Origin of the sequence: Asaia astilbis JCM 15831, from assembly GCF_000613845.1 — a bacterium.
Taxonomy (GTDB): domain Bacteria; phylum Pseudomonadota; class Alphaproteobacteria; order Acetobacterales; family Acetobacteraceae; genus Asaia; species Asaia astilbis.
In genome coordinates this window covers 1-21,111 of sequence record NZ_BAJT01000012.1, presented here as the reverse complement: position 1 = coordinate 21,111, position 21,111 = coordinate 1, and the positions used below count along the sequence as shown (strand labels likewise).

Genomic DNA, 21,111 nt, shown 5'->3' with positions numbered 1-21,111 from the left:
ACTACTCCAGAACCGCTCCGGCCTGCACAGAACCCGCGACTCAGGTTGAAAGCACAACCTGACCCCCGGGAAGAAAGGTCGCTAAGCCGCCAAGTTCGAGTTCTGACAGGGCGGATAGCACCATGGATACCGAGAACTGGCAGCGCGTTACGATGTCGTCAACTGCTATGGCTGTTGGAGAAAGGAGTTCGTGAACCCTGTCACGCACTTCATCCGGAGCAGGTGCAGGCGCAAAACCTGCAGAACAGGGCTCTGAAAACCCGGGCAGCCCGGTCCATTCCGGGGATAGGCGCGGGCCTGTGCCGCTCTCGATCTGGGCAAGTACGTCCTGTGCGGTTTCCGTCAGGATCGCACCCTGACGAATGAGGTCGTTGCCGCCACGAGAGCGTGGATCGAGGGGCGATCCCGGTACAGCAAAGACATCGCGACCGTATTCAAGGGCAAGGCGTGCCGTGATCAGCGTCCCGGAACGGAGAGCCGCTTCGACCAGAATGACACCAAGAGAGAGTCCGGCGATGAGTCGGTTTCGCCGTGGGAAATGACGGGCCTGGGGGATCGTGCCGAGAGGCGCTTCGGTCACAATGCAGCCTCGCTCGGCGACAGCACGGTAGAGAGTTTCGTTCTCGGGGGGATAGAAGCAGTCGAGTCCTCCTGCCGCTGCTCCGATCGTCATGCCTTGATGCAATGCGGCGCGATGGGCAACGGTATCAATTCCGCGTGCCAGTCCTGAGACGATCACGCAGTCTTCATGGGCGAGGGCCCCACTGAGAGCCTCGGCGATGCGGAGCCCCCCTGCCGAGGCATTACGGGCGCCGACAATGCCGATTGACCGTCTGGAAAGAAGATCGCTTCGGCCCCAAAGGCTGAGCACGGGTGGCGCATCAGGAATGCGTGCCAGAAGAGGCGGATAATCGCTTTCTCCAAGCACCATCATGCGCCCGCTGAAGCGTGCGAGCGCGGCTTCTTCTTCGGAGATCGATTCGCGTGACGGGATCGAGACCCCGGCCCGTCGCCCTGCCTTGCGTGCCCGCTCGGGCAGCGCCTCTATGGCAGCGGTTGCCGAGCCATATTCGTTCAAAAGACGGCGGAAATTGACTGGCCCGATCCCCTCAGTACGAGCGAGACGCACCCTGTCGAGGCGCTCGTTCCCTGCGAGGAGGGCTGTCATCGACCGTCAGATTTCGCGCTTGGTCTGCGGGGTCGGATCGATGTTGATTCTCGATTCGCGTCCCAGCAGCATACGCTTGATATTGCTCGTATGACGCAAAAGGATGAGGAGTGTCAGAAGCAATGTCGCAATCGGAAGCGGACTGTGAACCGGCTGCTCGGCGAGCGGCGGCATGATGAAGGGTGCCACTGCGAAGGCGGCGAGTGCGCCCGCGGAGGAAATGTGGGAGAGCTTGGCGATCGCAAGCCAGACTATGCAGCACGCGATACCGACCGGCCAGCAAAGAGCAAAGAGGACGCCGAGCCCCGTCGCCACACCTTTGCCTCCCCGAAATCCGAGCCAGATCGGAAAGCAGTGACCGATAACGACGCTTACAGCCGCGATGGCCATGCCGGTCTGCAGGCCGGAATCGAGCAGCAACTGTACGACCAGGACGGCGAGAGCGCCTTTGAGCCCATCAAGTAAAAGCGTTGCGGCGGCAAGTCCCTTGCGTCCCGTGCGCAGCACGTTTGTCGCGCCGATATTGCCTGAGCCGATCTTACGGATATCTCCAGCCCCACCGATATGGCTGATCAGCAATCCGAACGGAATGCTGCCGAGCAGATAGGCCAGACCGGCGCAGAGCAGGAAGGGCGGGGTGAGCAGCGTGGCAATCATGCCGGGCTCCCGTCATAGACCTGACGCCCGGCTTTCCAGGTGCCGCGCACGCGTCCTTTGAGGCGTCGTCCGTCGAACGGCGTATTCTGCGCGCGACCGGGCTGACTGCCAGCCTCGACCACCCATTCCGCATCGGGGTCGAACAGACACAGATCGGCGCTGGCCCCGTCATTGAGCGTTCCGGCGTCGCTGCCGAGCAGACTCGCTGGCCGGCTTGTCATCAGCGCAATCAGTTGGGGCAGAGTCAGGTGCCTGTCATGTACCAGTGAGAGACCGACGCCGAGCAGTGTGGTCAGACCCGTCCCGCCCGCGCTGGCCTGAGCGAAGGGCAGCCGTTTGTCATCGGCATCCCAAGGCGCATGGTCAGAGGCAATCGCATCGATAGTGCCGTCGGCCAGAGCCGCGCAGACTGCCAGACGATCCTCTTCACACCGTAAGGGTGGCGACAGCTTGGCATAGGTGCGAAACGCGCCGATCGCCTCTTCATTGAGGGCAAAATAGGGCGGCGCCGTATCGCAGGTGATCGCTTGCCCTTTAGCCTTGGCCTGACGGATCAGGGCGAGACCTTCTCCCGTCGAGACATGGCCGAAATGCAGTCGAGCGCCCGTCATCTCAGCCAGACGAAGATCGCGGGCAATCAGGATAGCCTCCGCAGCCGCCGGGATTTGCGGCAGGCCCATGCGGGTTGCAAGCGCTCCTGCCGTTGCGGCGCCCCCCTTCGCGAGAGACGGATCTTCGGGGTGCTGCACGACAAGCGCGTCGATGCCTTTTGCATAGGCCAGAAGCTGGCGCATGCGCTTGGTATCGGCGATGGCCCGGATCCCATCGGTGAAGGCAACGGCACCCGCTTCGCGCAGCATGCCGAGTTCAGCCATTTCCTCGCCATTGCAGCCTTTGGTCAGAGCCCCGTAAGGCAGGATAGTGACGAGTCCCATTTCCTCACCGCGGCTGCGCAGAAGGCGGACAAGAGCAGGCTCGTCGATGGCGGGCTTGGAATTCGGCAGTGCCGCGATTGTCGTAACGCCCCCGGACACGGCAGCGCGGGCGCAGGAAGCAATAGTTTCGCGGTATTCAAAGCCCGGTTCGCCGATCGCAACGCGCATGTCGATCAGGCCGGGGGAAAGGACTGCTCCTGCGCCATCGATGATCTCGGCGTTCTCCGGCTTGCCCTCTGCTCCTGCCTTGTCTCGACCGGCGATGTGCCCGTCCCGGACCAGAAGACGACCGGGTGCTTCGGTACCCGCTTCAGGATCGATCAGCCGGACGTTTTCGAAAACAAGATCGGTCATGATGCTGTCCGCATGCGTGAAAGTCGGTCGAGTACGGCCATGCGCACGGCCACACCCATCTCAACCTGTTCCTGAATGACACTCTGAGCTGAATCGGCCACGTCAGAGGCGATTTCGACACCGCGGTTCATGGGGCCTGGATGCATCACGAGAGCGCCCGGTTTCGCCAGGGCGAGTCGGCGGCTGTCGACGCCATAGAAACGGAAGAACTCACGGGCACTTGGGACCAGCCCGGCGCCCATGCGCTCCCGCTGCAGGCGCAATGTCATGACGACATCGGCGTCACGAAGTCCGCTTTCCATGTCGTGATGGATGGACACGTCTCCAAGAGACGCCATGGCCGCAGGGACCAGTGTCGGCGGCCCGACGAGACGCACTTTGCTGCCCATGGCGGTCAGAAGATGGATATTCGAGCGTGCGACGCGGCTATGGCCGACATCGCCGCAGATGGCCACGGTCAGGCCACTCAACGTCCCCAGATGGCGCTTGATCGTCAAAGCGTCGAGCAGCGCCTGCGTGGGATGCTCGTGCATGCCGTCTCCGGCATTGACCACACTTGCTTCAACCTTTTGTGCCAGCAGGGCAGGCGCACCGGACTGGCCGTGACGCACAACCAGCAGATCGCAGCGCATGGCGTTGAGTGTGGCTGCCGTGTCGAGCAGGGTCTCACCCTTGTTCACCGACGATGTGGCGACCGTCATGTTGATCACGTCGGCCCCCAGACGTTTACCTGCAAGCTCGAAGCTCGTGCGGGTCCGCGTGCTGTCCTCGAAAAACATGTTGATGACAGTGCGGCCGCGCAGAGCATCGCGAGGTCCCGTGCGCGAGCGGCTCAACAGGGCATAATTCGCTGCGAGATCGAGAAAAGGCGTGATCTCCGCAGCGCTCATGCCTTCGAGGCCGAGCAGGTGGTGACGTCGGGTGAGCGTCTCAGCCATGGGCAATAGCAGCTCCGATACGGGCCAGAACCTCGTCCCGGCCAAGGGCTTGTAGGGTCAGATCGATACCGGGCGAGACCGTGCTGCCTGTCATGGCCGCGCGCAAGGGCTGTGCCACCTGACCGAGCTTGATGGCCTTGCTCTCGGCGAACTCGCGTAGCGCACCGTCGATGGCCGAAGCGTCAAAAGGTTCGACGAGGGCGAGTGCCTGAGCGACACCGCGTAAAACGTCCTTGCCTTCATCGGAAAGCTGCTTCTGCGCTTGGCGTCATAGGTGAAAGGCAGGGCGCGTCCGAGGAAGGCCGCACTATCGGCGAGCTCGGTCAGCATCTTCGCGCGTTCTTTGAGGCCCGGCATGAGTGTCAGCAGGCGCGCCCGCAGCGTGTCATCAACCGTGATGTCCTCACGCTCTTTCAGACGATCCAGCACATCATCGGTCAGGCGCGCGTCGTCGGCCTCACGCATATAGACGCCGTTGAGGTGGGTCAGCTTGACGTAATCCATGCGTGAGGGCGAACGGCCCACGCCGTCGAGATCGAACAGCCGGATCTGTTCTTCCCGATTCAGGATCTCGGCATCGCCATGACCCCAGCCGAGACGCAGCAGGTAGTTGCAGAGCGCTTCGGGCAGGAAGCCTTCGTCACGGAACTCGACCACAGATTGTGCGCCATGACGCTTGGACAGCTTGGCCCCGTCAGGACCGTGGATGAGCGGCAAATGCGCGAAATGAGGCAGGTCCCAGCCCATGGCGCGATAGATCATCGCCTGACGGAACGTATTTGTCAGGTGGTCGTCCCCACGGATGACATGGGTGATGGCCATGTCATGATCGTCGCATACAACGGCGTGGAGATAGGTAGGCGTGCCATCCGAGCGCAGAATGATGAGATCGTCCATTTCGGCATTGGCCACGCGCACCTCGCCCTGAACCAGATCGGTGATCACGGTCTCGCCGTCGCGCGGCGCCTTGAGACGCACGGCAAATGGCGCGCCTGCAGGCGCTTCGGAAGGATCACGGTCGCGCCACATGCCGTTGTAACGGGGCGGCTTGCCGTTTGCTATGGCGTCTTCGCGCATCTGCTTCAGCTCATCGGCTGTGCAGAAGCAGCGATAGGCCAGACCTTTTGCCAGCAATTCCTGCGCCACTTCGGTATGGCGGTCCTGCCTCGTGGACTGGAACACGGGATCTTCGTCCGTCGTGATTCCCATCCAGGCCAGGCCTTCGAAGATGACGTCGACCGCGCGCTGCGTTGAGCGCTCACGATCCGTATCCTCAATTCTGAGCAGGAACTGTCCGCCGTGATGACGGGCGAAAAGGAAATTGAACAGGGCTGCACGGGCGTTGCCGATATGCAGCAAGCCGGTGGGAGAAGGGGCAAAGCGTGTGCGAACGGTCATGGCGGCTGCATAGCATGATTGGCGACACCACACTACCGGATGGCATTATGTTGTGAACGGATCGAAAGGCGCCGCGTCGCTCTGATCAAAGCCTCGCAGCGCAAGGAAAAGACGTGTTTTCCTCGGAAGAGGGGAGGGCGTGTCTTGTAGGGGTATCGTTGTTTAGATGTGGCTCACACACGCCGACTTTCGACCCCCGAGCAGGAAGTTGAGGTTTTGAGCTATAAAAACGATCACAGAATCATAAACAATTATAATTGTATATAGATAAATCATATATTTATATAACTACTATAATTACTTATAGAGTAATCTTTCTTCTCTACGTATGTTTTGAAGATAAAGGCAAGCAGTGAGATGATGGTAAACTCTACGCATCATTCATCCCCTGACCAATCTTCAGTAATCGTTTCCAAAGGGCGACGGCCCTTTGGTGGGGTTTGGGGCAAAGCCCCATGAATTTCTCTCGGCTCGCGGACTATGTTGAAGCGCGCTTGCTCGCACAGGGCCGCGCTCTGAGCGCATGGCTTCCCGTGGGCTGGGCGATTGGCAGCCTGCTTTATTTCCTTCCACGGCATGAACCCGGGTTCTGGGCAGGAAGTGTCGGCGGCGGAGTAGGCCTGACTGTTTTAGTCTTTGGCTGGGGACGGCTGACGACACGATGTGCAGGCTACGCTCTACTGGTGATCAGTCTTGGTTTTTTGTCGATGCGAGGTCAGGCAAGGAGGCAACCCCCGATGCCTGCGTTGCCCTCCCTCGCGGTCTTGATGAGGGGTACGCTCTCCGATGTGTCGAGGAGGGAGGAAGCGGGTCAGATCCGGCAGCGCTGGCGCATCAAAGACGCCGTTTTCGAAAGCGGTGTCGATATCGGAATGGCACCGCTGAAACGTGATCTGATTCTTTTTGCGCGAGACGACCGGAGCTACACGCCCGGGATGAAACTGCGCCTGCGCGCGGTTCTGCGTCCGCCCGATTGGCCTGCATTTCCCGGCGGACGCGATCGTCAGAAAGAGGCATGGTTCGACTCTCTCGCTGGAACCGGGCGCGTGCTCGGAGCGCCTGACGTTATCCAGACGCCGAAAGGCTATGTATGGGGACGTTGGCGTCTCCTGATTGCCGCTGACATTGCCGGGCACCTCTCGGGGCAGCGTGCCGCAATTGCATCGACACTGCTCGCAGGTCATGGGGAGGGGATTAGTCGGCAGACACGCGCGGCTTACGCGGCCTCAGGCCTCGCTCATATTCTGGCGGTTGCCGGATTACATCTCGGGCTCGTTATGGGCGTCGTGTTCACCGTCTCGAGGCGCGTGCTTGTAATATGGCCTGGCTGGGGCTGCGTCTACCCTGTCGGGAGATTGCTGCCTGCGTCGCTCTTGGCGCGGGAGCGGTCTACGTCTTTCTGACGGGTCTGCATCTTCCCGCCTTGAGAAGTCTTGGCATGGCTGGGCTTGCCACTTGTGCGCTGCTCGGTGGACGACGGGTTTTGTCGATGCGCTCTTTGGCGCTGATTGCGCTGGGGCTGCTTATCGTATCGCCTGTGCTTGTGCTCGATCTGTCTTTCCAGATGTCATTTGCTGCAGTCATGGCGTTGATCGCGGGATACGAGGCATTGCGTCCCTCTTTCGTCAGGAGAGCCGAGCAAGGGAAAAAATCCGGGATCGGTCATCACCTCATGTTGCTCTCTCTGACCAGTCTGCTGGCAGGCGGAGCAACATTGCCTATCGTTATGACCGGGTTCGGAAGCTTTCAACCTTGGTTCATTCTGGCCAATCTTTTGGCAGTGCCCGTTGCGGCCTTTTGCGTCATGCCCGCGGGACTATGCTCCTTGCTGCTTATGCCATTTGGCCTGTCGGGGCTACCGCTCTGGGTGATGGGACAGGGGATCGGGGTAATCTCGTTTCTGGCCAGTCATGTGTCCGCCTTACCCTTCGCCCATGTTCCTGTTCCTCGCATGATGTGGTGGGGGCTCCCGGTCTATATGGCGGGGCTTGCCGGAATTTGCTTATGGCGTGGCAGGACTCGTCTGGTTTTTATCCTGCCAATCGTCGTCGGCTGTTTTTCGCCCCTCTGGGGAGAGAGGCCGCGTCTGTTGGTGTCACCGGATGCTGGCTTGATGGCGTTCAGGGAAGGGTGGCATTGGTTTGTCGGCCCGCATAACGGGCTCGAAAATCAGAGGCTCGCCGAGTGGGAACGCGCCTGGCCTCTGCAGGTCAAGAGAAGTGCCGTTTCGCCGTCCTGCGCAGAGACTGGCTGCACTTTGAAAATCGGGAGGAGGCCGGTCACGATCTGGTTCACCTTACCCTCCCAAACTGCGCAGGATCGTCTCTGTCAGGAGAAGGAAGCGTTCATCGTCAGTGCTGTCCCCCTGCCTGAGCGATGCAGGCCAGACGGTTTTATCGACCGCTTTTCGGTCTGGCGGGATGGTGCGTTCATGGTGAATGCAGCATCCGGCAAGATGAAGGTTATTTCGGACCGGTCATGGCGCGGTAGCCGTTTCTGGGTGCCGCGCGTCGGATTCAAAGGCGTGCCCAATCTGCCGTTGGCGCAGGCAGAATAGGCCTATTTCTTCCTGGGATAAAAATAGAGCGCCACGGGCTCCATGGTCAGGCCTTGCACAAGGATCGTGAAGACCACAATGCCGTAGCAGATCGGGGCCAACACATCTTTCATCGGCCCTGCAGGGAGGGTCAAAGCCAGGGAAAGCGAAATGCCGCCGCGCAATCCTCCCCAGGTCAGGACTGCGAGCATCCGGCCTCGGTGTTCTCCATAAAGATGGATCGGCAGGATCGCGAGAAATACGCTCAGAGCGCGCGCTGCGATCGAAAGCGGAATTCCAATCAGCAATGCCCAGAGCGCGCGATGTCCCGGAATGGCCGCAAGAACCTCGAAGCCGATCATCAGGAAAAGGAGCGCGTTCAGAATTTCGTCGACCAGAGTCCAGAAGCTGTTGAGCTCCTTTCGGGCATGATCGTCCATACTGCTCTGGGCGCGTTTGCCACCGAGGCAGAGGCCGGCCACGACGACTGCGATAGGGCCGGACATGCCCAAAGCATGAGCGAGGCTGAACGTGCCTGCTGCCAGGCTGAGCGATACGAGAAGCTGAAGATGGCTGTCTCTCGCCGTACGGAAGCAGAGCAGACCGATCATCCCGGCGACGAAACCCAGTGCGCTGCCACCGACGGCTTCGAGCCCAAACGCCCTGAAAGCGTCGATGAGTGTCAGATGCTGGGCATCGCCGGTGACAAGCGACATGGCGAGGCCAAAAATGACAATGCTTATCCCGTCATTGAAAAGGCTTTCTCCGGCGAAGATGGCCTGAATCGGTCCGGGCAAGCCAAGGCGGCGCAACATGCCCACGACAGAAACCGGGTCGGTCGGAGCAAGGATAGCGCCCAGCACGACACACCAGAGAAAAGGCATGTGCAGCCCCACTGCCGCCATGACCCAGTACATTGCCCCGGCAAGAAGGAAGACCGCGAGGATGGTCCCGACGATGGCCAGAAACAAGACGGAGAATTTCCGCTTCATCATCTCGGTGGTGTCGACCTGAAGAGCACCTGCGAAAAGCAGGAAAGAAAGCGCACCATCCAGCAGATTGCCTGGCAGATCGGCTGAGTCGAGGATCGACATGGGTAAGGTATGCAGATCGACCCCTGGCAGGGCGATATCGAGAGCCTTGAGCAGGAGAGAGCCTGCCAAAGCAATCAAGAGGATCCCGATCGTCATCGGCAGTCGCAGGAACTTGTAATTGAGGATGCCGCACAAGGTGCAGAGCGTCAGAAGAATTGCGAACAGGCTGAGTGAGGACATGGAACCTTCGGAAGCTTCAGGTCAAAAAACAAGACAGACTTGCAAGCTAACGTGAATACACTGCTTTTGTCTCAATTTTCGCATGACGATTTGGCGTACGCATCCTCGAAAATGTTCACTACTTTGCCCTGTGGGCCGGTTGCAGCCACCATTTCGAGGACGATCTGACGCACGGATGAAAAGGGGAATTTGAGGAAGGTGGCGAGCCAGGGGGAAGGTCTCAGCCGACGTCGATGTTCCAAAGGTGACCGACGTTTCTCGTTTTCTTCCTTCGGACCAATGCGGCGTTTTTTTCGATGATTCTGTTTTTTCGACGTGTCTCGATTTCCTGTATTGATCGGTTTGGAGGAAAGATCTCTACGTAGAAATACGAAGTTTTTTCTCTCAGGAGACCTGAATGCGTTATCTCGTGACCGGTGGTGCTGGTTTCGTCGGTAGTCATGCGGTGCTGGCTCTGTTGGATGCAGGTCACGAGGTTGTCGTTCTCGATAATCTGAGCACGGGCCACCGCAAGGCTGTTCCCGCAAACGTCATCTTCCATGAGGTCGATCTCAGTGATTATCAGGCAACTGCCAGAGTTGTCGCTCAGGGAGCCTGGGATGGCGTCCTGCATTTTGCCGCTCTTTCCCTGGTTGGAGAGAGCATGCGCGAGCCTTTGCACTATCTGCGGCAGAACTTTCTGACCGCACTCAATCTTGTTCAGGCCTGCGTTGAGCACGGCGTCAAGAAAATCGTTTTTTCGTCAACCGCAGCGCTTTTCGGTGGACCTGAACGTCTCGACCCTATTCCGGAAACCGCGCTCGTGCAGCCTGGCTCACCCTATGGGGAGAGCAAGTTCATGATCGAGAGGGTCTTACACTGGGCTCACGAGTTGCACGGTCTTCGCAGTGCGTGCCTGAGATATTTTAATGCAACCGGAGCTGATCCAGGGGGACGGGCAGGGGAAGACCATCGACCTGAAACTCATCTCATTCCTCTGACGATCGACGCAGCGCTTGGGCGCCGCCCCGCACTACGCCTCTTCGGAACGGATTATCCTACACGGGATGGGTCGTGTATCCGGGATTATGTCCATGTGACGGACCTTGCCGATGCTCATATTTGCGCGCTCGGGCAAATCGATAATCGGAGCGTGACATATAATATCGGTAGTGGTCAGGGATATTCCAATCTGGAAGTCATCCGGAGTGTCGAGCGCGTGAGCGGTCGAAAGGTACCGTGGGAGGCCGCGCCGAGGCGCGAGGGCGACCCCTCTCACCTCGTGGCGGACTCGACAACTCTCAGGCAGGAGACCGGCTGGTCGCCACGCTACGGCGACCTTGATCAGATTGTCGAGACAGCATTACGCTGGCGTGAGAGTCATCCTCAGGGTTATGAGAGATGACATCATATCCGGAATGAAGCTATGAGATTTTGCGTTGTCGGTGCGGGGTTTAGCGGGGCCATTATCGCCCGACATCTGTCGGAGAAAGGGCACAAGGTTCTTCTTCTCGATGAGAGAACCCATATTGCAGGTAACTGTCATACCGCGCGGGATGAAGCTACGGGCGTCATGGTGCACCACTATGGGCCGCATATTTTCCATACGGCAGACCGGCGTGCATGGGACTATATCTGTCAGTTCGGCACCTTCCTGCCCTATGTAAATCGCGTGAAGGCCGTCTCGAAAGGGCGCATGTACACGCTCCCGGTCAACTTGCTGACGATCAACCAGTTTTTCGAGACAACAATGTCTCCAGCTCAGGCGCGGAGCTTCATTGCCGGAAAGGCTGACAGGTCGATCAAGGAGCCGAAAAACTTTGAAGAGCAGGCGCTCTCAATGATTGGTCCTGAGCTCTATAAAGCGTTTTTCTATGGGTATACCCGCAAGCAGTGGGGGCTCGAACCGACAGAACTTCCTGCCTCCATCCTCAAGAGATTGCCACTGCGCTTTAATTACGATGATAATTACTTCAATCATCCCTATCAGGGAATGCCTGAAGGGGGATACTCGGCCATTGTCGAGAATATTCTGAAATCGACGAATATCGACCTTCGTCTGAACACGAAATTCGAGGAAATCTCCGAAGAATTCCACCATGTGTTCTATACGGGCCCAATCGATCGCTATTTTGAGTTCAGGCTTGGTCGCCTCGGCTATCGAACGCTCGATTTCGAACGCATTGATAGCGATGGTGATTATCAAGGCACAGCAGTGATTAATTATTGCGATCAGGAGGTGCCGTATACACGCATTTCTGAGCATAAGCATTTTGCGCCTTGGGAGGCAGATGCTCTGCAGAAAACAGTCTCATTCCGGGAATACAGCCGTTTGGCGGAGCCTAACGATGTTCCTTATTATCCGATCCGGTTGGCGAATGAGAAAACGATGCTCGAACAGTATATCGAGCTTGCGGGAAACACACCTAACGTCTCGTTCCTCGGACGTCTGGGAACCTACCGCTACCTGGATATGGACGTCACGATTTCTGAAGCTTTAAGTGCCTGCGACCGAATAGACGTGGCCTTGAACGAAGGGGAACCGCTTCCTGCATTTTTTATCGATCCAACTTGAGGCGATCGTCGCTGAAGCTGTGGGCCTTTCCCCGTCCGGGCTAAAGCTCGGACAAGGAAGGGCTTTTCAGGGTAGAGAAACTCAGACGCCCTCGACCAGTGTGCCGCGGTACTTTCCACCTTTAAATCGGTGTTCGCGCACCTTGCGGTAGGCGTCGCTTTCGTACCAGCCCAGTGCAGACTCACGGTCGGGAAATTCGAGGATCACAATCCCCTCGGGCTCGCTGCCTTCGAGGCTTTGTTGCTTGCCATAAGTAACAATTGGTTTGACTGGATGTCCCTCTAAGGTCTCGGTGACGAGAGAGAAATAAGTATCCAGCTCCTTCTGGTCGAGAGTTTCTTCGCGGGTAAAGACGAGGTAAGCGCTCATGGGACAGATCCTTTCGACATTAAAGTTTGGGTCTTGAGTGGGAAAAGACAAGGCGCAAAAGCGACGCAGCGCCAGCATTCGGGACTGCGCGCCTTGCATACATAACGACCATGCAAAATCAGCCAGTGATGCGAGGGGCGCAGCATGTCGGGCGGAATACGCTTGATAAGGCCGTCCTCAACGGCGCGGGTGGTTTTTCCCGGCGCCAGCCCGGTACGATTGCCCAGGCGGAAGATATGCGTATCGACGGCCATTGCACTCTCTCCGAACATCACGTTCAGCACCACGCTGGCCGTTTTGCGTCCAACGCCGGCAAGGGCCTCCAGCGCTTCGCGATCGGCGGGAACCTCCCCGCCATGGAGCGCCAGAAGCTGCTCAGAGAGTTTGAGGACGTTCTTGGCCTTTGCGCGCCATAGCCCGATTGTGCGGATATGAGCGGCAATGCCTTCCTCTCCGAGTGCCACCATAGCGGCGGGGTCTGGAGCGTCCGCGAAAAGTCCCGCCGTCACCTTGTTGACCGATTTATCGGTGGCCTGCGCGGAGAGCACGACTGCCACAAGCAACGAGAAGGCAGTGCTGTAATCGAGTTCGCTCTCGGCATCCGGGTTGGCATTGGCGAGTGAGGTGATGAAGTCGCGTGCCTGAGCACGTGTCATGGGCCGCTTGGCCGAGGGAAGAGACATCAGAACCGGATCACCATGTTGCATAAGAGCGCTTGAAACCCCACAATAAGCGCTTCCCTATCAAGACTTCCAGTATGCCCGCCCGGTTGTGCCATCCGGCGGAGGAGCTTTCTTTCGTGTCCGAGTCCGACCAGAACCCTCGAAAACCTCGTCAGAAACAGCGCGATATTGCCTTTGTCGATATCGTCCTGTTTGTCGTTCGCCGCTGGCTTGAACATCCGAAGCATCTGACGCGGACCGTTCTGGGTATTGCGTTGGCGACGATTACCGATGTCGCGACCCCGGTCCTTTCCGGGCGGCTGGTTACCGATATTTCGAGTCACACAGGCGGTGCCCCGCATGATGCGGCTCAGGTGACGCTTCGCAACGATGCGCTGCTGATGGTTGGCGGGTTGATCACTCTGGGCCTGATCGGTCTGCTGGGGCGTCGTTCCTCCTATCTGGGCATCACGCATCTGAGCCTTGCGATCATGCAGCGTGCTCTTTCGCAGGGTTTTGCCCGCGTGCAGCGTTTCTCGACGGATTGGCACGCTAATAATTTTGCGGGTTCGACCGTGCGCAAGCTGACACGCGGCATGTGGGCAATGGATACGCTCGATGACACGCTCCTTCTTCTGATTGCGCCCGAGGTTCTGGTCCTCACCGGTACGACGCTCGTGCTGGCCTGGCACTCGCCGTTCATGGGCGCTGTGCTGGCTCTCTCGGTCGTCTTGTTTACCTGGCTCTCGGTTGCCCTGACGCTCAGTTATGTCGCGCCTTCGGCTCGAGCCGCTAACCGTCTCGATACCAAAGTAGGTGCGGCCATCGCAGATGCGGTGACGTGTAACGCTGTCGTCAAGGCCTTCGGTGCCGAGCAGCGCGAAGAGCGACGTCTGGGCAGGGTGTTGAAAGCCTGGAGCGCCCGGACGGCCCGAACCTGGATCAGAGGCACGAATAGCGCCAATCTTCAGGGACTTGCCTCCTTGGCCATGCGTATGTTGCTCGTGGCGTTGATTGTCTGGCAGTGGTGGAAAGGCAAGGCAGGCCCGGGCGATGTCGCCTATGTTTTGACGATGGTCTTCCTCGTGCAGGGCTATCTGCGCGATCTGGGCCAGCAGGTGAGTCAGGTCCAGCGTTCCGTCAATGAGATGGAAGAACTGGTGGCGATTTTCGAACAGTCACCTGATGTGCAGGATCGCAAGGGCGCGGGAAACGCCTCGTTTACCGAGGGGCGGGTCGATTTCGACGCAGTGAGCTTTCAATATCCCGGTCAGGACACGCCTCTTTACCAGAAGCTGGATGTCAGGATCGAGCCCGGGTCACGCGTCGCTCTTGTCGGGCCGAGTGGCTCGGGCAAGACGACTTTCACCAAGCTTATCCAGCGGCTTTATGACACGAGCGAAGGCAAGGTGCTGATCGATGGTGTCGATATCCGCGATGTGACGCAGGATTCGTTGCGGGCGCGCATTGCGATTGTGCCGCAGGAGCCGATGCTTTTTCATCGTTCGCTGGCAGAAAACATTGCCTATGCACGCCCCGGAGCGACTCAGGAGGAGATCGAGCGCGCGGCCAAACTTGCCAATGCCAGCGCCTTTATCGAGCGCTTACCAGAGGGTTATGCCACGCTGGTCGGTGAGCGTGGCGTGAAGCTTTCTGGCGGTGAGCGTCAGCGCGTTGCCATTGCGCGCGCCTTTTTGGCCGATGCTCCGCTTCTGATCTTCGACGAGGCAACATCGAGCTTGGATTCCGAGTCCGAGGTTCTGGTTCAGGAGGCCATGCAACGGCTTATGGCCGGACGTACGGTGATCGTTGTGGCGCATCGTCTGTCCACAGTCATGGAGCTCGATCGCATTCTGGTCTTTAGCAAAGGAGAGCTGAAGGAAGATGGCGCTCATGGCGAGTTGATCCAGCGCGAAGGGGGAATCTATCGCCGTCTGTTCGAGCTGCAATCGCTCGAAGGGTGAGGAAAGGCGGGGTTCTGATGCGTGAACCCTAGATCCGCTCTGCTATCGTTCCGGCTCTGAATTATGATAGGCATCCCGTTTAGAGAGCCTTCCCGGCCCCCCTAGGGTCTCGTGAGGCAGGGGCAATTCCGGGACGGACGATGGAGCAATCATGACCTTGCAGACCTGGTGGCTCTTTGTCGTCACCGTTTTCTTCATATCGGCGACCCCAGGCCCCAACATGATGCACGCACTGAGCCGCTCGGTGGAGTTCGGGTTCAGGCGGAGCACGGCGGCGATGGCCGGCTGTATCACGGCATTGCTGCTCGCGCTTGTTCTTTCCATGGCCGGAATCGGGGCGGTGTTGACCGCCATGCCGCGTCTGTTCGACGTCATCCGTTATGCGGGTGCCGCCTATCTGATTTATCTGGGGATTAAGGCGTGGCGCGCTGACGAGTCACCGGAGACGTCTCGTCCGGAGAGAGGGTCTCCTGTCGGAGCCAGTGCGTGGCGTCTTTATCGGACCGGTTTTCTGGTCGGAATCAGCAATCCGAAGCTCTTGCTTTTCGCAGCAGCCTTTTTCCCGCAATTCATCGATCACCATCTTCCGGTGCTGTCGCAGTTCGGCATTTTGCTTGTGACTTATCTCTGCTCTGACACGCTGTGGCTCACCCTCTACGGGGTCGGAGGTCATTCCCTCTCGCGCTTTCTGAGTCGCAGGCCAGTCAGACGGGCCTTTAACCGTCTGACTGCCTTCGTCTTTATCGTATTCGGAATCGTAATCTTACGTGCGAAGGCTTGAGGCGTTCTGACCGTGGCGTGATGTCAGCCCGGTTAATGTGACGGAGATGGTATCGGGAGAGGTGCCGACGTCGTTTATGGCATGGGCGCCGTGCGGAAGACCACGGGAGTGGCGAGCGCCTGACGGGTCAGATGCAGCTGGCTTTCCGTGCCATTGACGGACACTGCCACGCGGCCGTCGGGCTGGGTCTGGACTAGAATATGAGCCTCGTGGGTCTTGTCGAGCGTGCCGACCGCGATCCCGTTTTTCGAGGCATTCTCGATCTGTCCCGTCAGGACAACGCGATCGCCATCAAGAGTGAGGCGCAGCAAGGGAGCTGCGTCGGTTTCCGGTGTCAGTTCCGTCAGGACAGGCTGTCCGCTCTTGGGGAACCGATCAATCCGGATTGTCGTCTCGAATGATGCGGGCTGATCCTGCACACGCCAGATATGCGACTCTGACAGTTCGGTGCGGGGCTGACGCGCATGATAGGCGGTCGGCTGGCGTGCCTCGCTGCTGAGCGTGATCCCCTCTGCTACGATGCGATAGGAGGCATTTGGCGCAGATTGCGTGGAAAGCGACGTGATCGGTTTGACCGAGATGCTCAGGGCTTTTGTCTCGCGGAGTTCAAATCCTGTTGGGTCGAATTGCGGCGCTGCGTGCGATGCCGCCATGAAAGGGGCAAGCGCACAAGCAGCGAAAAACAACGGGCTTGTCTTCATGAGGACAACTCCAGACTGGTTAAGCGGGATCGGTCGAGACGCAGGTCGCGAGGAAACGTTCCAACGCACGACCGCGATGGCTGATTGCATTCTTCTCATCGGCTGAGAGTTCGGCGAAACTGCGGCGATCGCCCTGCGGAATGAAAATCGGGTCGTATCCATGGCCCTGATCGCCTTTCGGCGGCCAGCAGACCTCACCTTCGCAGCGTCCTTCGGCATAGCGTGTTGTCCCGTCGGGCCAGGCAAGGCAGAGCACGGCGACAAACGCGGCGTGTCTGTCAGGCGAGGCTCCCATCTCGTCATGCACGCGCTGCATTGCGATGGACATGTCACCGCCAGGACCTGCCCAGCGTGCCGAGTAGATACCCGGGCGTCCGTCGAGTGCCGCGACACAGAAACCGGAATCATCCGAAAGAGCGGGCAGACCCGTCGCCTTCGCCGCGGCGAGTGCCTTGATCGCGGCGTTACCTTCGAAGGTCTCCGCAGTCTCTTCCGGCTCGGGGAGGCCGAGCTCAGCCGCGGAGACAATCTCAATGCCGCTTTCGGCCAAAAGGGCACGGAATTCGACCAGTTTGCCCTTGTTATGGCTGGCGAGCACGATGCGCTCGCCCCTGTTCAGGCGACGCTCGCTGGTCATGCAACGCTTTCGAGCGCAGCGCGCTGGGCATCGAAAAGGCGTGCCGTTCCGGTCTTGGCCAGCGCCATCAGCGTGTGGAACTCGTCTTCGCTAAAGGGGGCGTCTTCGGCTGTGCCCTGAATTTCCACGATGCCGCCCTCACTGGTCAGCACAAAATTGGTGTCGGCCTGGGCTGAGCTGTCTTCGATATAGTCGAGATCGAGCACGGCGCCTGCGTCGGTCAGCCCGCAGGAAACAGCAGCGACCTGGGCGCGCAGCGGAGAGCGCTTGAGCGTGCCTGCCTTGACCTGCTTGTCGAGGGCGATGGCAAGGGCCACCCAGGCGCCGGTGATGGCGGCGCAGCGTGTCCCCCCATCGGCATTGAGGACGTCGCAGTCGAGCGTGATGGTCATTTCACCGAGCGCACGCAGATCGACACAGGCGCGCAGGGCCCGTCCGATCAGGCGCTGGATTTCCTGCGTGCGACCCGATTGCTTTCCCTTTGCAGCTTCACGATTGCCGCGAGTGTGGGTGGCGCGGGGCAGCATGCCGTATTCTGCAGTGATCCATCCCTGACCCTGGCCACGAAGGAAGGGCGGAACACGGTTTTCGATCGAGGCAGCGCAAAGGACTTCGGTCCCGCCGACACGGATGAGCACCGAGCCTTCGGCATGGCGGGCGAAGCCCGGCTCGATGGAGACAACGCGGTTTTCATCGACCTTACGGCCGGACGGACGGGTGCTGGACATGATCTTTTCCCTCAATCTGGGCAGGCTAACGTAATTTTGCAGCAGCCTTAGCGCGTCGTGCCCGGAATGACAAAAGCGTCCCGAACAAAACAGGGTGACTTCAGGGTCAGTTCAGGCATTCGATCCGGTCTCCCAGTCTGATGGTTCCCGCACGTCGGATCAGGGCGTTCTGACCGAACATGACCCCGCCGGCTGGTGGCGAAACTTTGTCATGGTCCTGAGCGGCTCACGCGGGACAGGGATCGTCCCGGTCTCCTGATCGATTGTCGTGACGATGCAGCGGCTGCACGGCTTGACCAGCTCCAGCTCCACAGTGCCAATTCTGAGAAGACGCCAGTCATCCTCCCCCCAGGGTGTCTCGCTCTCGACCACGATATTGGGCCTGAACCGTTCCATCGGGACGGGGGTGTCGAGGCGTTCGTTGAGAGAGCTCAGAGAGGCCGTATTAGTTACAAGCAGCGGATAGCCGTCTGCAAAGCTCACACTACCGAATTCCGCAGGTCTGGCGCGGTCGGGAGCCGCCATATGAACGAGTCGACACGGCGTCTCGAGGAACGTACTCAACCAGGCAGCGGGTCCGTCGCCTGCATCGAGGGCTTCGATATCACGGTCTTTCCAGACACTCACAAGCGAGATCGGCGCTGAGGCAGGAGGAGGCGTCACGATCAGGGGGGAGAAGTTCTCCGCGCTCAGGGTGAGCGTCTCCCCGTCAAGTGCAGTCAGAAGCCGCGCCATTGCCGGATGCTGGCGCTGGGTCATGAATTTCCCGTCCGGGGAGATGACCAGCCAGCGGCGATCCCCTTTCGGTCCCCACGGTTCCAGCTCGAGAAGGGGGACATCGATACGGTGGAGGCTTTTGACCGGATGGATGTATAAGGCTGAAATATGGGTCAAGAACGCGACTCCAGATCCGGGAAAGGGCAGGCAGGGACCATGCTCTCTCTCCTCGTCCGGGTCACGCGAAAGGGCAGGATATGATCGATCTCTCCAGCCTGCCGGGCGGCATGGACGCTCGCTCGGCAAGCGTGCTGCGCGAAATTGTCGAACAATATATGGAGACGGGCGACCCGGTCGCGAGCAGGACACTGGCCCAGCGCCTGACACCGTCTCTGTCTTCTGCGACCATTCGCAATGTGATGGCAGAGCTGACACAGGCCGGGCTCCTGTTCAGCCTCATGTCTCTGCCGGGCGTCTGCCAACCGAAAAAGGGGTTCGTCTTTTCGTGGATGGCCTCCTGCAATTCGGCGCGCTGAACGACATCGAGCGGGCTCATATCGCCGGGAGGCTGGCGCTGAAAGGCCGTTCGATGCAGGAGACGCTTGCCGAGGCGTCGTCCATGCTCTCGGGACTCTCTGCGGCGGCGGGGCTGGTTCTGGCCCCGAAAGGAGACGGTGCGCTCAAACATATCGAGTTCGTCGCGCTGGGTCCGGGCAAGGCGCTGGTCATTCTCGTGGCGGCGGACGGACAGGTTGAAAACAGGGTGATCGAAACGCCGCCGGGTCTGCCGCCTTCTGCTCTGATCGAGGCCGGGAATTACCTTAATTCGCTTCTGGGTGATGTGACCCTGAGCGCTCTGCGCCAGCGTGTGTCGCAAAACCTGCAGCAAAATCGTTCCGATCTGGATTCGCTGGCTGCGAGTGTCATCGAGAGCGGTTTGGCGACGTGGGACGAGCAGCACGGCACGCTTTATCTGCGTGGTCAGGGCAACCTCCTGACCGATATCACCGAGATCGAGAAGCTGACAACGATCCAGATGCTCTTCGAACGGCTGGAGGCGCAGGAGACCATGCTGCGCCTGCTGCAACTGGCGCAGGATTCCGATGGTGTTCGGATTTATATCGGGGCCGAAAGCGGGTTCTTCGGCATGTCGGGCGTCTCCATGGTCGTCGCTCCCGCCCGCAACGAGACGAACCGCATTGTCGGCGCGATCGGCGTTATCGGTCCCACACGGCTCAATTACGGACGCATCGTCCTGTGGTGGATTATACGGCTCGGGTGATCGGGCGCCTGTTGAGCTGACATCATTTTTTAAGAATCACTCGCAATTTATAGTTGCGACTGGTTCTCATACGCTGTTACGGTCAGGGCGTTCTGGAGTTGAATGGCTTATGATCGTCTGTTCGTGTAACGCCCTGACCAATCATGATATCGCCGACGCCGTCCGTCGGGGCGCTTCGCGGCCGAAAGAAGTTTACGCTTCCAAAGGGTGCAAGGCGCAATGCGGCAATTGCGTGCCCGGCGTCACATGCACGCTGCGTAACCTTTTGCGAGAACGGCAGGAGAGTGCCATGGCGTTCCAGCAGGTCGATCAGAGTGCCGGGGCTGCGGCCTTCGCCTGAGAGCGATGGCTCTGAACAAGGCAACAAAAAAGCCCGACAACCTTAAGGCTGTCGGGCTCTTGACGGTCTGAACCGGAAGCGATGCTTCTGGCGGTTCTCTACCGGGTTTTTAGTCTGTGGTCTGGTCGGGTGCAGCGGCAGAGTTCAGCGTGATGTAGCGCTGGATGCCAACCTGCTTGATTAGATCGAACTGACGATCGATGAAGTCTTCATGCTCTTCTTCATCGGCAAGGATGCGGATCAGGAGATCACGTGACACGTAGTCACGGACGCTTTCGCAATACGCAATGCCTTCACGCAGATCGGCCAGAGCCTTCTCTTCAAGCTTCAGATCGCAGGCGAGGATTTCCTCGACGCTTTCCCCAATCAGGATCTGGTTGAGGCGCTGCACGTTCGGCAGCCCGCCGAGATACAGAATGCGCTCGATCAGCCAGTCAGCATGACGCATCTCTTCGATGGACTCGTCATATTCCTTCTTGCCGAGCTTGGTCACGCCCCAATGGTTCAGCGTGCGCGCATGGAGGAAATACTGGTTGATGGCAGTCAGCTCATTGGTCAGCTGAATGTTCAGATGCTCGACGACTTTCGGATCTTTAAGCATGGGTATTCCTTCGGGGAGTTTTGCGGCGCTCAGATGTGATGCGCCCGCTATGCCGTATGTGTCTGTGAAAACCTTCAAGCATGAAAGTCAGGGCGGTGCAATAGAAATAACGGGAGATGAGATTCACTGTATTCTAGTTGCAAATGACTCTCTGTATTGGAAGTGAGTCAGTAATTGTTGTTGAAATTCATTTGCAACAACTGAAAGAGCCGAAAATCAGATTGTATAAACGACAGACGCCCCGCACAGGGCGGGGCGTCTGGGAAAGTGGTCTCCGGTATTTAGAGGGGCTTCGGCGCTTTCGGAATTGCGTCGAAGCCTCTTTGGCCGGGTTTTAAGCGGGGCAGATAGTATTAGTAGCGCTTGCGCGACGAGCTCTTGCCACTGCCTGCCGGTCCGCTTTTGCGGAATGACGGACGTTCGGTTCTCTCGCCACCACGCTCTCCACGATCGCCTCCGCGGTCACCACCACGGTCTGAGCGCGGGCCGCCACGGCCACGGGGCGGGAAGCCGCC

19 protein-coding genes and 2 pseudogenes are annotated in these 21,111 nt (G+C 59.0%); 8 read left to right on the top strand and 13 right to left on the bottom strand.

The features are described 5' to 3' along the window. Window positions 1–40 precede the first annotated feature (40 nt). The 5 genes and pseudogenes from dprA to gltX form a co-directional block, all read right to left on the bottom strand. Window positions 41–1,168: a DNA-processing protein DprA gene (gene dprA, locus JCM15831_RS09870; protein WP_025824143.1), complete on the bottom strand. Its 1,128-nt coding sequence runs from the start codon at window positions 1,166–1,168 to the stop codon at window positions 41–43. 6 nt (window positions 1,169–1,174) lie between these two features. After that, window positions 1,175–1,825: a glycerol-3-phosphate 1-O-acyltransferase PlsY gene (gene plsY / locus JCM15831_RS09865; RefSeq protein ID WP_025824142.1), complete on the bottom strand. Its 651-nt coding sequence runs from the start codon at window positions 1,823–1,825 to the stop codon at window positions 1,175–1,177. Next, window positions 1,822–3,114, bottom strand: coding sequence for a dihydroorotase (locus tag JCM15831_RS09860; RefSeq protein ID WP_025824141.1), 1,293 nt, complete (start codon window positions 3,112–3,114; stop codon window positions 1,822–1,824). Before JCM15831_RS09860 ends, plsY begins: the two co-directional genes overlap by 4 nt. Then, window positions 3,111–4,052 carry an aspartate carbamoyltransferase catalytic subunit gene (locus tag JCM15831_RS09855; protein ID WP_025824140.1) on the bottom strand — a complete coding sequence of 314 codons (942 nt, stop codon included), beginning with the start codon at window positions 4,050–4,052 and terminating at the stop codon, window positions 3,111–3,113. Before JCM15831_RS09855 ends, JCM15831_RS09860 begins: the two co-directional genes overlap by 4 nt. Beyond that, window positions 4,045–5,450 (bottom strand): annotated as a pseudogene (gltX, locus tag JCM15831_RS18105) (glutamate--tRNA ligase). The gene JCM15831_RS09855 and the pseudogene gltX overlap by 8 nt, the downstream one beginning before the upstream one ends. A gap of 455 nt (window positions 5,451–5,905) precedes the next feature. Between gltX and JCM15831_RS22735 the strand changes: the two are divergent. Then, window positions 5,906–6,853 carry a ComEC/Rec2 family competence protein gene (locus tag JCM15831_RS22735; protein WP_051528444.1) on the top strand — a complete coding sequence of 316 codons (948 nt, stop codon included), beginning with the start codon at window positions 5,906–5,908 and terminating at the stop codon, window positions 6,851–6,853. Then, window positions 6,769–8,007, top strand: coding sequence for a ComEC/Rec2 family competence protein (locus JCM15831_RS22730; protein WP_232228114.1), 1,239 nt, complete (start codon window positions 6,769–6,771; stop codon window positions 8,005–8,007). The genes JCM15831_RS22735 and JCM15831_RS22730 overlap by 85 nt, the downstream gene beginning before the upstream one ends. Window positions 8,008–8,009: 2 nt before the next feature. Here JCM15831_RS22730 and JCM15831_RS09840 read toward each other — a convergent pair whose 3' ends face one another. After that, a complete protein-coding gene (locus tag JCM15831_RS09840; protein WP_025824139.1) occupies window positions 8,010–9,260 on the bottom strand; it encodes a cation:proton antiporter in 1,251 nt (416 codons plus the stop codon). Between the two features lie 397 nt (window positions 9,261–9,657). Between JCM15831_RS09840 and galE the strand changes: the two genes are divergently transcribed. Together galE and glf are read left to right on the top strand one after the other, a co-directional pair. Then, entirely contained in the window at window positions 9,658–10,644 is a 987-nt protein-coding gene (gene galE / locus JCM15831_RS09830) for a UDP-glucose 4-epimerase GalE (protein WP_025824138.1), read from the top strand. Window positions 10,645–10,665: 21 nt separating this feature from the next. Continuing rightward, window positions 10,666–11,814: a UDP-galactopyranose mutase gene (glf, locus tag JCM15831_RS09825; protein WP_025824137.1), complete on the top strand. Its 1,149-nt coding sequence runs from the start codon at window positions 10,666–10,668 to the stop codon at window positions 11,812–11,814. Between the two features lie 81 nt (window positions 11,815–11,895). On the opposite strand, the gene JCM15831_RS09820 is transcribed toward glf, so the two are convergent. Together JCM15831_RS09820 and nth are read right to left on the bottom strand one after the other, a co-directional pair. Next, window positions 11,896–12,183 (bottom strand): DUF1330 domain-containing protein, encoded by a 288-nt coding sequence (locus JCM15831_RS09820; RefSeq protein WP_025824136.1) that lies wholly within the window; start codon window positions 12,181–12,183, stop codon window positions 11,896–11,898. Then, window positions 12,180–12,890 (bottom strand): endonuclease III, encoded by a 711-nt coding sequence (gene nth / locus JCM15831_RS09815; RefSeq protein WP_232228113.1) that lies wholly within the window; start codon window positions 12,888–12,890, stop codon window positions 12,180–12,182. Before nth ends, JCM15831_RS09820 begins: the two co-directional genes overlap by 4 nt. A 50-nt stretch (window positions 12,891–12,940) precedes the next feature. On the opposite strand from nth, the gene JCM15831_RS09810 reads away from it, so the two are divergent. Together JCM15831_RS09810 and JCM15831_RS09805 are read left to right on the top strand one after the other, a co-directional pair. Then, on the top strand, window positions 12,941–14,809 hold the full coding sequence (locus JCM15831_RS09810; protein WP_084490647.1) for an ABC transporter ATP-binding protein: 1,869 nt from the start codon (window positions 12,941–12,943) through the stop codon (window positions 14,807–14,809). 151 nt (window positions 14,810–14,960) lie between these two features. Then, the gene (locus JCM15831_RS09805; protein WP_025824133.1) at window positions 14,961–15,590 is read left to right on the top strand and encodes a LysE family translocator; all 630 of its coding nucleotides are present in this window, start codon (window positions 14,961–14,963) and stop codon (window positions 15,588–15,590) included. A gap of 74 nt (window positions 15,591–15,664) precedes the next feature. Here JCM15831_RS09805 and JCM15831_RS09800 read toward each other — a convergent pair whose 3' ends face one another. The 4 genes from JCM15831_RS09800 to JCM15831_RS18095 all read right to left on the bottom strand — a co-directional run bounded on the left by JCM15831_RS09800 (window position 15,665) and on the right by JCM15831_RS18095 (window position 18,550). Then, window positions 15,665–16,291, bottom strand: coding sequence for a hypothetical protein (locus tag JCM15831_RS09800; RefSeq protein WP_156938819.1), 627 nt, complete (start codon window positions 16,289–16,291; stop codon window positions 15,665–15,667). Window positions 16,292–16,310: 19 nt separating this feature from the next. After that, window positions 16,311–16,928, bottom strand: coding sequence for an RdgB/HAM1 family non-canonical purine NTP pyrophosphatase (rdgB, locus tag JCM15831_RS09795; RefSeq protein WP_025824131.1), 618 nt, complete (start codon window positions 16,926–16,928; stop codon window positions 16,311–16,313). Beyond that, window positions 16,925–17,656, bottom strand: a complete 732-nt coding sequence (rph, locus tag JCM15831_RS09790) for a ribonuclease PH (RefSeq protein WP_025824130.1) — start codon at window positions 17,654–17,656, stop codon at window positions 16,925–16,927. The genes rdgB and rph overlap by 4 nt, the downstream gene beginning before the upstream one ends. A 159-nt stretch (window positions 17,657–17,815) precedes the next feature. Continuing rightward, window positions 17,816–18,550, bottom strand: coding sequence for an MOSC domain-containing protein (locus JCM15831_RS18095; protein ID WP_232228112.1), 735 nt, complete (start codon window positions 18,548–18,550; stop codon window positions 17,816–17,818). Between the two features lie 80 nt (window positions 18,551–18,630). Here JCM15831_RS18095 and hrcA point away from each other — a divergent pair. Together hrcA and JCM15831_RS09775 are read left to right on the top strand one after the other, a co-directional pair. Beyond that, window positions 18,631–19,675, top strand: a pseudogene (gene hrcA, locus JCM15831_RS18090) (heat-inducible transcriptional repressor HrcA). An 89-nt stretch (window positions 19,676–19,764) separates the two neighbouring features. Then, on the top strand, window positions 19,765–19,995 hold the full coding sequence (locus JCM15831_RS09775) for a (2Fe-2S)-binding protein (protein ID WP_025824129.1): 231 nt from the start codon (window positions 19,765–19,767) through the stop codon (window positions 19,993–19,995). Between the two features lie 109 nt (window positions 19,996–20,104). Here JCM15831_RS09775 and bfr read toward each other — a convergent pair whose 3' ends face one another. Further along, window positions 20,105–20,596 carry a bacterioferritin gene (gene bfr / locus JCM15831_RS09770; RefSeq protein ID WP_025824128.1) on the bottom strand — a complete coding sequence of 164 codons (492 nt, stop codon included), beginning with the start codon at window positions 20,594–20,596 and terminating at the stop codon, window positions 20,105–20,107. Between the last annotated feature and the right edge of the window lie 515 nt (window positions 20,597–21,111).